The sequence below is a fragment of the Duganella paludis genome (genome assembly GCF_054461335.1).
Genome location: NZ_CM136922.1, coordinates 4,297,956 through 4,310,057 on the forward strand (window position 1 = coordinate 4,297,956; position 12,102 = coordinate 4,310,057).

Genomic DNA, 12,102 nt, shown 5'->3' on the forward strand with positions numbered 1-12,102 from the left:
CATCACGGAGTAAGGCAAGATGAAAAAGATAATATTGTTAACGGGCTTCGAACCGTTTAACAAGGAGACGGTCAATCCCTCGTGGGAAGCGGTACGCCAGCTGGACGGCTGGCACGAGGGCGAATTCGTAGTGCACGCGCGCCAGCTGCCTTGCGTGTTCGGTCACGCGCTCAAGGTCATGCACCAGGCGGTGGAGGAACTGCAGCCGAGTATTGTGATCGCGGTGGGCCAGGCGGGCGGCCGCGTGGACATGTCGGTCGAGCGCATCGCCATCAACATCGACGATGCGCCGATACCGGACAACCAGCAACGCCAGCTGGTGGATCAGCCGATTGTGAACGGCGGCCCGGCGGCGTACTTCTCCACCTTGCCGATCAAGGCCATCGTGCACGAGTTGCGCGAAGCGGGCTTGCCGGCGTCGGTGTCGCAAACGGCCGGCACCTTCGTGTGCAACCATGTGTTCTACGGCCTGATGCACCAGGCGCACGAGTGGGGCACCACCATGCGCGCCGGCTTCATTCACATTCCGTATCTGCCGGAACAGGCGGCGGCCCATCCCGGCACCGCCAGCATGAAGCTGGAGGACGTGGTGGAAGGCTTGCGCATCGCGCTGCGCACCACGCTCGCGCATACCGTCGATATGCGCGAAGCGGGCGGGCTCACCCACTGATTACAGCAAGGTAATCGCCGCCTCGGCCAGCGTGGTGACGCCAACCAGCGTCACTTCGTGGCCGGCGCCAAGATCGATCACGAAGTTTTTCCCATCCACATGGCCCAGCGCCAGCACGTCGGCTGCGCTGTTCAGCGCCAGGCCGTTGTAGTCGTGCGCAAGCAGCAGGTGGTCGCCTCCGCTCACCGAGAAACCGCTCACCTTGATGGCGCCCGCCTGGCTGTTCAGCACAAAACTGTCGGCCGCGCCGGTGCCGGCCAGCGCCAGGCCGGTGGCGGCCGGATCGATGGTCAGGCTCAGCACGCTCGAAGCGGCCGACAGATTGCCCGCCACATCGGTGGCCTTGGCCGTCAGGCTGTGCGTGCCGCTGCCCAGTGATATCGTCGATGCAATCTTCCACGCGCCGCTGCTGTCGGCGATGGCGCTGCCGAGCAGCGTAGCGCCGTCGTACAGCGCAACGCCGGCGTTGGCTTCGGCCTTGCCGCTGATGGTCGGCGTGGTGATGGCGGTCTTGTTGTCGGTGTTGACGGCGCCGCTATCGTAAATGGCCAGCAGGTCGAGCGCGGTGGGCGCGCCTGGCGCCTTGTTGTCGACCGTCAGCGCCAGGGCCGGCGATGCGTTGGAGACATTGCCGGCGATATCGGTCACCTTCACCGTCAGCTTGTGCGCGGCCGCCGACAAGGCGGTGGAGGTGATGCTCCAGTTGCCGTCGTTGTCGGCCGTGGCGCGGCCGACCAGGGTGGCGCCGTCGTACAGCGCCACGCCGGCGCCGGCTTCGGTCACGCCGCTCACTTTCGGCGTGGTGATGTTGGTGACACCGTCGCTTGCCGAGCGGCCGCTGTCGGACTGCGCGTCCAGCAACGGCGCGCTCGCCACCAGCACCGCCTTGGTGTCGATGGTGAGCACCAGTTCATCCGACGCCGACGAGACATTGCCGGCCGCATCGGTGGCCTTGGCGCTCAGGTGGTGCTCGGCATCGGCCAGCTTGCTGCTGGTGATGCTCCACACGCCGCTGTTGTTGGCGGTGGCTTTGCCGAGCACGGTAGCGCCTTCGTACAGCGTGACCGTGGCGCCGGCTTCGGCCTTGCCCGTGACGACCGGCGTCGTCGCGTTGGTGATGTTGTCGCTCGCGGACGCGCCCTTGTCGGATGCCGCCGCGAGGTCCAGCGTGGTCTGCGCCGCCACCGTGGTGTCGATGGTGATCTTGAGCGCGGCCGCCGCCAGCGAGACATTGCCCGCCGCGTCGGTGGCCTTGGCGGTCAGGCTGTGTACGCCGTCCGCCAGCGTCGCGCCGGCGGTGATCTGCCAGTTGCCGCCGGCGTCGGCCTTGACCGTGCCGAGTGCGGTCGCGCCGTCATACAGCGTCACGCTGGCGTTGGCCTCGGCCTTGCCGGCGATGACGGGCTGGTTGGCATTGGTGAGGTTGTCCGTTTTGACGCCGCTGTCGCTGCCGGCCGGCAGGTCGAGCGCGGTGGGGGCGTTCGGTCCTTTGTTGTCGATGGTCAGCGCCAGCGCGGCCGAGGATGCCGAGACGTTGCCCGCCAGGTCCGTCACCTTGATGGTCAGCTTGTGCGCGGCGGCCGACAGGGCCTTGCTGGTGATGCTCCAGTCGCCCTTGCCGTCGGCCACGGTGCTGCCGACCAGCGCCGTGCCATCGTACAGCGCAACGGTGGCGCCGGCTTCGGTGGCGCCGCCCACGGTGGGGGTGACGATGTTGGTGATATTGTCGCTGCTGGAGTCACCGCTGTCCGACCCGGCGGCGAGTAGCGGCGCCGCCGCCACCGGCGCGCCGGTGTCGACGGTGACCGCCAGCGCGGCCGAAGCCGGCGAGACATTGCCCGCCAGGTCGGCGGCGATGGCGCTCAACTGGTGCACGCCGTCGGCCAGCTTGCTGCTGGTGATGCTCCACACGCCGGCGGCATTGGCCACGGCCTTGCCGATCTCGGTTGCGCCGTCGTACAGGATCACGCTGGCGCCGGCCGCCGCCTTGCCGCTGATGACCGGTGTGGCCAGGTTGGTCAGGTCGTCGCTGGCGGAGCCGCCCTTGTCGGAGGCGGCCGCCAGATCCAGCGCGCTGGGTGCGGCCGCCGTGGTGGCGATGGTCACGCTCAGCGCGGCCGATGCGGCCGACACATTGCCGGCCAGGTCGGTGGCGCGGGCGGTCAGCGCGTGCACGCCGTCGGCCAGCGCCGCGCCGGCGGTGATTTGCCATGCGCCCTTGCTGTCGGCGACGGCCGTGCCCAGCAGCGCGCCGCCGTCATACAGTTCGACGGTGGCGCCTGCCTCCGCCTTGCCGCCGACGACCGGATGGGTGTTGGACGTGATGTTGTCGGTGGCCGACGCGCCGTTGTCGGCGGCCGCCAGCAGGTCCAGGCCGGTTGGCGCCGGCGCCGCGTTCAAGTCCACCGTCACCGTCAACGGCGCCGACACCGGTGACCTGTTGCCGGCCTGGTCCTGCGCCACCACGGTCAGCGTGTGCACGCCGTGGCTCAGCTTGGACGTGGTGAAGCTCCAGTCGCTGTGCTCGTCCGGGTAGACGGTGCCGAGGTAGACGCCGGCGTCGTAGACCGACAGCTCCCACGCGCCGAGCGCCTTGCCGCTGAAGCTCAGTTGGGCAATGTTGGTGACGTGGTCGCCATCGGAGGCGCCGCTGTCCACGGCGGCCTGCAGCACCGGCGCTGCCGGCGCCGGCAGCGCCTCGGTGTCGATGGTCAGCACCAGGCCGCTGGACGGGGCCGACGGATTGCCGGCGGCATCGGTGGTGACGGCGGTCAGGTAGTGGGCGCCTTCGGCCAGCTTGCTGCTGGTGATCGACCAGGCGCCGCTGACATTGGCCACGCCCTTGCCGACCTGGACCTCGCCGTCGTACAGGATCACGGTGGCGCCGGCGGCGGCCTTGCCGTTGATGACCGGCGTGGTTTTGTTGGTCAGGTTGTCGAACGGCGCGCCGGAATCGGAATACAGCGTCAGCGCGGTCGGCGCGGCGCTGTCGCTGACGGTGCGCACCGTCACGTCCAGCGCGCCGGAGGCGGCCGCCGTGTTGCCGGCCACATCGGTCGCCACCGCCGTCAAGGCGTGGACGCCGTCGGCCAGCTTGCTGGTCGTGATGCTCCAGGCACCCTTGGCGTCGGCGATGGCGCTGCCGACGGCCAGCTCGCCGTCGTACAGGGTGACGCTGGCGCCGGCCTCGGTTTTGCCGGTGATGGTGGGCGTGGTGACGCTGGTCACGCGGTCGGTGGCCGAGCTGCCGCTGTCGGAGCCGGCGGCCAGAGCCAGGCCGCTGGCGACGGCGGGCGCCTTGGTGTCGACGGTGAAGCTCAGGGCCGGCGAGGCGGTCGAGACGTTTCCGGCCACGTCGGTGACCGCCACCGTCACGCTGTGCTTGCCGTCGGCGTAGGTGCGCACGATGCCGTAGTCCCACATGCCGTTGGCGTCGGTCTGGGCCTGGGTGTCCTGCAGCACGCCGTCGATGGTCACGCTGATGGTGGCGTAGGCCTCGGCCTTGCCGTAGAAGTGCAGGTTTTCGTTCTGGCCGGTGATGCCGTCGTTGTCCGAGCGGCCCGTGTCGCTGTAGGCCAGCAGCTGCGGCGCGGGCGCGGCGGCGGCGACGGTGTCGATGGTGATGGTCAGCGTGCCGGAGGCCGGCAGCGGATTGCCCTTGGCGTCGGTGACGACGCTGGTGATCTTGTGGATGCCGTCGCCCAGTTTGCCGGCGTCCACGTGCCAGTTGCCCAGCTTATCGGCCACGGCCGTGCCGATGACGGTGGCGCCGTCGTACAGCACCACGCTGGCGCCGGCTGCGGCGTTGCCGATGATGGTGGGCGTGGCGATGTTGGTGATCTGGTCGTCCCGGATCCAGGAGTCGCTGGCCAGGCGCGGCGCACCGGTATCGACGATGAAGGCCTGCACCGGCGAGTTGTTGGTGTTGCCGGCCACGTCGGCGATATGCAGGTAGACCTGGTAGTTACCGTCGTTGAGTTCGCGGGTGGTCACGGTCCAGTGGCCGTCGGCGTCGGCCACCGCCGTACCCAGCAGTTTATTCGCGTAGAACGGGTCGTAGGTCCACAGCTCGATGATGGCGCCGGCTTCGCTGGTGCCGCTGAAGGCGGGCGTGGCGTCGCTGGTCAGCAGGGCGTCGCCGCGCACGCCGTTGTCGCTCTCGGCCGCCAGTTGCGGCGCCGCCGGCTGGTCCGGCTTGACGGTGTCGATGGTCAGTACCACCGCAGCGGACGGCGCCGAGATATTGCCGTAGCGGTCTTCGATCTGCACCACGAAGCTGTGCGCGCCGTCGCTCAGCGGGAACATGGGATTGATGAGCCAGGCGCCGTCGTCGCCGGCCCAGGCCCAGGTCGTATCCTTGACGCCGTCGACAAACAGGCTGACCAGGGCGCCGGGCGTGGCCGTGCCGCTCAGTTGCGGGCGCGCCATGTTGACGATGCCGTCGCCGACGACGCCGGTGTCGGTGTGCGCCGGCAGGCCGATCACCGGCGTGTCGATATGGCTGACGACCTCCACCTGCTGCACCGCCGAATGCGGCGAAACGTTGCCGGCAGCGTCGGTGACCACCAGGGTCAGGTTGTGCATGCCTTCGCCGTCGAGGTTGACCTCGATTTGCCAGTTGCCCAGTTCGCTTACGATGCTGGCCACGGCGTGGTCGCCGTCGTACAGGGTGATGGTGGAGTTCTGCTCGGCCTCGCCGGTAAACCAGATGTAGCCGTCGTTAATCAACAGCACGCCGTTGCGCTCCGCCGTGTACATGCCGTTGCCCGGCTTGTCCGGCGTGGCGACCTTGGTGTCGTAGACGATGCCGAGCGGGTCGGAGGTGGCCGAATACTCGCCATCCTTGAGCGCATAGGCATACACCATGTGCAGCGCGCCCTTGTCGAGCAGGTCGCTGGTGAGCGACCAGTTGCCATCCTCGCCGACCTGCGTCTGGCCCAGCACATATTTGCCGTCCTTGACGTAGATGGTGGAGCCGGGCTCGCCGGTGCCGTCGAAGCTCAGGTGCGAAAGCTTGGTCACCTGGTCCGAATTGGACAGGCCGGTGTCGGAATCCGGCGACAGGGCGAGCGTCGGCGTGCTGGGGATAGGCATGTGGGCTCCTGGGTGCGGTTATTAAATCGGAAAAGTTAACATCTTTGGAAGATATTAACCCACCTCATGATAAATTGCACCAAGGAAATTGTAAATAAGGCTACACTCTTGCTAGTCGCTGCGCGCCGGCGGGTTCAGGATGTTGAGGAATGCCCGCACCACCGGCGCATCGTCGGTGGTGGTGTAGGTGATGTACAGATTGGCCGAGGGCGGGTTGGTGCGGATCGGTACGAACACCACGCCGGGCCAGCCGATGCGGCTGGTGGTTTCCGGGATCAGGGTCACGCCCAGTCCGGCGCCGACCATGGCCAGCAGGGTCTGCGGTTCGGACGCTTCCTGGAAAATCGTCGGCTGGAAGCCGGCCTTCACGCAGCACTGGATCAGGTAGCGCGGGAACGAGGACTTGTCGAGCGCCAGCGTCAGCATCGGTTCGTCGGCGATGTCGATCAGCTCGATGGCTTCCTGCTTGGCCAGCGGGTGGTGCTCGTTGAGCGCCACGCACACGTCTTCGCGGAAGCACAATTCCTGGCGCAGGTTGTCGTTCTTCAGGTCGTCCTCGTCCAGCCTGGGCTCGCGCCAGAAGCCGACGTCGATCTGCTTGGCGCGCAGCGCTTCGTATTGCAGCGTCGGGCCGAGCTCGTGCAGGGTCCAGGTCACGCGCGGGAACTTGGTCTGGAATTCCTCCAGCAGGCTGGGTATCGGTCCCCACATGGCGGAACCGACGATGCCCACGCGCAGCCGGCCCACCTCGCCGCGATCGATCTGGCGGATGGTGTCGATGGTCATGCGCATTTTTGCCAGCAGCTCGGAGGCTTCCGCCATCAGCGCCTTGCCGGCCACGGTCAGCTCGAAGGTGCGGGTGGTGCGGGCGAACAGTTTAACGCCCAGCTCGCTTTCGAGTTTCATGATCTGCTGGCTCAGCGGCGGCTGCGAGATGTGCAGCCGTTCGGCGGCGCGGCTGAAACTTTTTTCTTCAGCCACGGCGAGGAAGTACTTCAGTTGTTTCAGATCGATGGACATGGCGGCGGCTGTGGTTGGTTAGTGCGTGGTCTGCATGGCCACCGCCAGCGCGGCGCCGCAGCGGGCGTTGTTCTTCACCAGCGCGATATTGGTCGCCAGGCTGCGGCCCTCGGTCAGCGCCTTGATGCGGCCGAGCAGGAAAGGCGTGACGCGCTTGCCGGTGATGTCCTGCGCATCGGCTTCCTGCAAGGCCTGCGCGGTGATGCGGTCGATCTCGTCCTTCGGCATGGCCTCGGCGGCCGGCACCGGGTTGCTGACCACCACGCCGCCCTTCAGGCCCAGCTGCCACTTGGTGTGGATGAAGGCGGCCTGCTCGGCCGGGGTATCGAGCTGGAAGTCGGCGTCGAAACCGCTTTCCGTGGTGAAGAAGGCCGGGAAGCCGCGCTGGCCCACGCTCACCACCGGCACGCCGTAGGTTTCCAGGTATTCCAGCGTCAGGCCGATGTCGAGGATGGATTTGACGCCGGCGCAGACCACCGCCACCGAGGTGTGCGCCAGTTCCTGCAAGTCGGCCGAGATGTCGAAGCTGGTTTCGGCGCCGCGATGCACGCCGCCGATGCCGCCGGTGACAAACACCTGGATGCCGGCCAGCTCGGCGCAGATCATGGTGGCGGCCACGGTGGTCGCGCCCAGCTTGTTCTGCGACAGCACGAACGGCAGGTCGCGGCGGCTGACCTTCATGGCGTCCGGCGAAGTGCCCAGCAGTTCCAGCTGCTCGTCCGACAGGCCGATGCAGATCTTGCCGCCGATGATGGCGATGGTGGCCGGCACGGCGCCGCCGTCGCGGATGATCTGTTCCACTTCTCGCGCCATCTGCACGTTCTGCGGATACGGCATGCCGTGCGAGATGATGGTTGATTCCAGCGCGACGATGGCTTTGCCGGCGGCGCGGGCGGCGGCCACTTCCGGCGAGAACAATAGGTATTGGTGCATGGTTTTATCCTTTATTCGGGAACAGCGGAGCGTTCATATCAAAGTCGTGTATTTCGTCGAGGATGTCGGCGGCCAGCACCGGCGAGACGGTCTCCTGGCTTTCCAGCGTCATCGCGGCCACCTTCAGGCCGCGGCGGCAGGCCAGCGTCAGGTCGGCGCTGCCCTGGTAGAGCGACCAGCAGACGGCGGCTGAAAAGGCGTCGCCGGCGCCGGTGACGTCCACCACGTCCACCTGATGCGCGGCCAGCCAGGCCAGTTCGCCGTCACGCGTGTGGTACACGCCCTGGCTGCCGCAGGTGACGATGAGGTCCTGGGCGCCTTGGGCCTGCACCTCGCGGCAGGCGGCGCGCACGTCGGCTTCGGTCGGCAGGGCGCGGCCGGCGCGGGTTTCCAGCTCGCCGCGATTCAGGATCAGCAGGCGCAGGCCGCTCAGGTCTTGCGGCAGGCGCGCCATCTTCGGTTGCGAGACCGCCACGATCACCAAAGGCAGATTGTCGCTGCGCGCGCTCTCCAGCAAGATGGCGATGCTGGCGGCCGGCAGGTTGAGGTCGGCCACGGTCATGGCGGCGGCCGCGCGCTGCGGCTGGCGGCTGGCCAGGAATTCCGGCGTGATGCGGTCGTACAGCGCCATGTCGGCCAGCGCCACCACCAGTTCGCCCTTGTCGTCGAGGATGGCGGTATAGGTGCCGGTGGCCGCGTCCTGCAGTTTGAGGCTGCCGCGCGTGTCGATGCCGGCCGCTTCGGCGTGGTCCTGCAGGCTGCGGCCGGCGGCGTCGTCGCCGACGGCGGTGAGCAGGGCGGTGGGCAGGTTCAGGCGGGCCAGGTTCTCGGCGATGTTGCGCGCCACGCCGCCGTAGACTTCCTCGGCGGTGGCGGGATTGGAGGTGCCGAGCGCCATCGGCGCGATAGTGCGCAGCTTGCGGTCCAGGTTGGCGGCGCCGATGCACAGCACTGGGCGCTTGTCCGGCAGCACGTAGGCGCGGCCCAGCAGGCGGCGTTCACGGATCAGGCCGGCGATGTGGCCGGCCACGGCGGAGCGCGACAGGCGCAGCTCGACCGCCAGATCCTGCTGGGAGATGAAGGGGTTGGCGCGGATCAGCTGGTAGAGCTGTTCTTTTTTGGACGAATCGGACACGGTAGTGACCTCATAAACAATTGTCCTGCATGATAAACTTTTGTCCGAATCAAGTCAACGACACGGCGGCGGCTAAGTTTGCCTCGATTTATAATACCCTTCATTTATATCACTTTTATATAAATGGCTAAGAAAAATGGTATTTGCCATACATATGGACGATGATGCATAGTGTCAGCTTCCCCAGCCACATCAAAAAAACAGAGGATTTCCATGTCTAACAATTCCCCATTCCAGGCAGCTGACATCATTCGCGCCCGTCTTCCAGAAGGCTTCAAGCCGCGCGTGGCGATGATCCTCGGTTCGGGCCTGGGCGTGCTGGCGGAACAAATGACTGACGCCGTCACCATCGGCTACGACCAACTGCCGGGCTTCCCGATCTCCACCGTGCACGGCCACGCCGGCGAACTGGTGATCGGCACCCTGTCGGGCGTGCAGGTGGTGTGCATGAAGGGCCGCGGCCACGTCTACGAAGGTTACGGCCTGGGCGTGATGACCAGCGCCGTGCGCACCATGAAGCTGCTGGGCTGCGAAATGCTGTTCGTGACCAACGCGGCCGGTTCGCTGCGCACCGAAGTCGACGCCGGCGCGCTGGTGGCGCTGACCGATCATATCAACTACCTGCCGGGCACCCCGATGATGGGCCCGAACGATGAGCGTTTCGGTCCGCGCTTCTTCAGCATGGCCAACGCCTACGATGCCGACCTGCGCGCACTGCTGCATGCGTCGGCCAAAGAGAAAAACGTGCCCCTGCACGAAGGCGTGTACATCGCCTACGCCGGTCCTAACTTTGAAACGCCTGCGGAAATCCGCGCGTTCAAGACCTTGGGCGCGGACGTGGTGGGTATGTCGGTGGTGCCGGAAGTGGTGTCGGCGCGTCACTGCGGTTTGAAAGTGGTGGGCGTGTCGGCCATCACCAACCTGGCAGAAGGCCTGTCGCCGTTCCCGCTGTCGCATGACCAGACCTTGAAGTACGCCGCCATCGCAGCGACTTCGCTGATCGAAGTCATCCTGGGCTTCCTGGCCAACGTGGCTAAAACGCCGCAGGCGTAAGATACCCAAGGGGCGGCTGGTCCGCCCCTTTTGCATTTTAGGAGTACGTTATGAAACGCGCATTTATCCTGCTGCTCGATTCGTTCGGTCTGGGCGCCACGCCCGACGCGGCGAAGTACAACGACGTCGGCGCCAACACCTTCGGCCACATTGCCGCCACCGTCGCCAAAAGCGGCGCGCCGATGTCGCTGCCGACCATGGAAAAACTGGGCCTGACCGCCGCCGCTCATCTGGCCAGCGGCGAGTGGGCCACCGGCTTCACCCAGCGCGAAGGCTTCACCGCCGCCTACGGCGCGGCGCGCGAGCGTTCGACCGGCAAGGACACGCAGTCCGGCCACTGGGAAATCGCCGGCGTGCCGGTGGAATTCGACTGGGGCTACTTCCCGAAAACCGTGCCGTCGTTCCCGGCCGAGCTGACCGCCAAGCTGCAGGAGCTGACCGGCGTGCCGGGCTTCCTGGGCGACTGCCACGCATCGGGCACGGAGATCATCAACAAGCACGGTGACGAGCATGTCGCCACCGGCAAGCCTATCATCTACACCTCGGCCGACTCGGTGCTGCAGATCGCCGCGCACGAAGAATCGTTCGGCCTTGAGCGCCTGTATGAAGTGTGCGAGATCGCCTTCAAACTGGTGGAGCCGTACAACATCGGCCGCGTGATCGCGCGTCCGTTCACCGGTGCCAACGGCGACTACACCCGCACCAGCAACCGTCACGACTACGCCGTGGCGCCACCGGCGCCGACGCTGCTCGACCACGTGAAGAACGATGGCGGCGAAGTCATCGCGCTGGGTAAGATCAGCGACATCTTCGCGACGCAAGGCGTATCGCGCGTGGTGAAGGGCAAGGACAATATGGCGCTGTTCGACGCGCTGCTGAAAGTGGCCGACGAAGCGGGCGACAAGTCGCTGACCTTCGTCAACTTCGTCGACTTCGACCAGGCCTTCGGCCACCGCCGCGACGTCAAGGGCTACTCCAATGCGCTGCACGAAATGGATGCGCGCCTGCCGGAGTTCATCGCCAAGCTGCAACCGGACGACCTGGTGGTGATCACCGCCGACCATGGCTGCGACCCGACCTGGCCGGGCTCCGACCACACCCGTGAACACATTCCGATGATCTTCTTCGGTCCGGGCGTGAAAGCGCAGTCGCTGGGCATTTCCGAAACCTTCTCCGACATCGGCCAGACGCTGGCCCATCACCTCGGCGTCAAACCACTTTCGAACGGAACCAATCTGTTATGAGCGAATTTAAGCGCAACGAAGCCGTCCCCTTGGACCTGGGCTGGATCAACCACATCCACGTGAACAAGAGCGCCGCCGACCGCCGCGCCGCCAGCCTGGCGAACCGCCGCACGGTGAAGAAGGAATACCAGGCCGCCTGGCTGGTCAAGGCCATCGGCCTGATCGACCTGACCACGCTGTCGGGCGACGATACGCCGGGCCGCGTCGAGCGCCTGTGCCGCAAGGCGATCCGCCCGCTGCGCACCGACCTGGTGGAAGCACTGGGCCTGCAGGACATGAACCTGGCCACCGGCGCCGTCTGCGTGTACCACGAGATGATCAAGCCGGCGGTGGAAGTGCTGCGAGGCCGCCTGCCTATCGCTGCGGTGTCGACCGGCTTCCCGGCCGGCTTGACCAGCATGGAAACCAAGGTGCGCGAGATCGAACTATCGGTCGCCGCCGGTGCTTCCGAGATCGACATCGTCATCACCCGCCAGCACGTTTTGACGGGCAACTGGCAAGCGCTGTACGACGAAATGCTGGCTTACCGCAAAGCCTGCGGCGAAGCGCACGTGAAAGCGATTCTGGCGACCGGTGAACTGGTCACGCTGGAAAACGTGGCCAAGGCATCGTGGGTGTGCATGATGGCCGGCGCGGACTTCATCAAGACCTCGACCGGCAAAGAGCCGGTGAACGCCACGATCCCGGTATCGCTGACGATGGTGCGCGCGATCCGCGAGTACCACGAGCAGACCGGCTTCAAGATCGGCTACAAGCCTGCGGGCGGCGTCGGCACGGCCAAGGCCGCGCTGCAGTACCTGACCCTGATGAAGGAAGAACTGGGCAACGAGTGGCTGGAGCCGCACCTGTTCCGCATCGGCGCATCGAGCCTGCTGACCGACATCGAACGCCAGCTGGAGCACTATGTGACCGGCAACTACTCGGCCGCACATCGCCACGCGCAACCTTAATTA

At 66.3% G+C, this 12,102-nt stretch carries 8 protein-coding genes; 4 read left to right on the forward strand and 4 right to left on the reverse strand.

The annotated features are described in order from the left end of the window. The first annotated feature begins 19 nt into the window (after positions 1-19). Positions 20-670 (forward strand): pyroglutamyl-peptidase I, encoded by a 651-nt coding sequence (pcp, locus tag ACXZ1M_RS19060; protein ID WP_459049215.1) that lies wholly within the window; start codon positions 20-22, stop codon positions 668-670. Here pcp and ACXZ1M_RS19065 read toward each other — a convergent pair whose 3' ends face one another. From ACXZ1M_RS19065 to ACXZ1M_RS19080, 4 genes are all read right to left on the reverse strand, one after another. Next, a complete protein-coding gene (locus ACXZ1M_RS19065; RefSeq protein ID WP_459049216.1) occupies positions 671-5,764 on the reverse strand; it encodes an Ig-like domain-containing protein in 5,094 nt (1,697 codons plus the stop codon). Positions 5,765-5,875: 111 nt separating this feature from the next. Beyond that, positions 5,876-6,784: a LysR family transcriptional regulator gene (locus ACXZ1M_RS19070; protein ID WP_459049217.1), complete on the reverse strand. Its 909-nt coding sequence runs from the start codon at positions 6,782-6,784 to the stop codon at positions 5,876-5,878. A gap of 18 nt (positions 6,785-6,802) precedes the next feature. Beyond that, positions 6,803-7,717, reverse strand: a complete 915-nt coding sequence (locus tag ACXZ1M_RS19075; RefSeq protein WP_459049218.1) for a pseudouridine-5'-phosphate glycosidase — start codon at positions 7,715-7,717, stop codon at positions 6,803-6,805. Between the two features lie 4 nt (positions 7,718-7,721). Continuing rightward, positions 7,722-8,852 carry a carbohydrate kinase gene (locus ACXZ1M_RS19080; protein WP_459049219.1) on the reverse strand — a complete coding sequence of 377 codons (1,131 nt, stop codon included), beginning with the start codon at positions 8,850-8,852 and terminating at the stop codon, positions 7,722-7,724. Between the two features lie 213 nt (positions 8,853-9,065). On the opposite strand from ACXZ1M_RS19080, the gene xapA reads away from it, so the two are divergent. From xapA to deoC, 3 genes are read left to right on the forward strand one after another with little or no spacing between them, the layout of a single operon-like run. Further along, the gene (gene xapA / locus ACXZ1M_RS19085; protein ID WP_373990736.1) at positions 9,066-9,905 is read left to right on the forward strand and encodes a xanthosine phosphorylase; all 840 of its coding nucleotides are present in this window, start codon (positions 9,066-9,068) and stop codon (positions 9,903-9,905) included. Between the two features lie 50 nt (positions 9,906-9,955). Beyond that, positions 9,956-11,149: a phosphopentomutase gene (locus ACXZ1M_RS19090; RefSeq protein WP_459049220.1), complete on the forward strand. Its 1,194-nt coding sequence runs from the start codon at positions 9,956-9,958 to the stop codon at positions 11,147-11,149. Continuing rightward, the gene (gene deoC, locus ACXZ1M_RS19095) at positions 11,146-12,099 is read left to right on the forward strand and encodes a deoxyribose-phosphate aldolase (RefSeq protein WP_459049221.1); all 954 of its coding nucleotides are present in this window, start codon (positions 11,146-11,148) and stop codon (positions 12,097-12,099) included. Before ACXZ1M_RS19090 ends, deoC begins: the two co-directional genes overlap by 4 nt. Positions 12,100-12,102: the final 3 nt, after the last annotated feature.

Bases quoted from the DNA above. Each gene is read 5' to 3' on its own strand.
- pcp (WP_459049215.1), top strand. From the start codon at position 20: ATGAAAAAGATAATATTGTTAACGGGCTTCGAACCGTTTAACAAGGAG.
- ACXZ1M_RS19065 (WP_459049216.1), bottom strand. From the start codon at position 5,764: ATGCCTATCCCCAGCACGCCGACGCTCGCCCTGTCGCCGGATTCCGAC.
- ACXZ1M_RS19070 (WP_459049217.1), bottom strand. From the start codon at position 6,784: ATGTCCATCGATCTGAAACAACTGAAGTACTTCCTCGCCGTGGCTGAA.
- ACXZ1M_RS19075 (WP_459049218.1), bottom strand. From the start codon at position 7,717: ATGCACCAATACCTATTGTTCTCGCCGGAAGTGGCCGCCGCCCGCGCC.
- xapA (WP_373990736.1), top strand. From the start codon at position 9,066: ATGTCTAACAATTCCCCATTCCAGGCAGCTGACATCATTCGCGCCCGT.
- ACXZ1M_RS19090 (WP_459049220.1), top strand. From the start codon at position 9,956: ATGAAACGCGCATTTATCCTGCTGCTCGATTCGTTCGGTCTGGGCGCC.
- deoC (WP_459049221.1), top strand. From the start codon at position 11,146: ATGAGCGAATTTAAGCGCAACGAAGCCGTCCCCTTGGACCTGGGCTGG.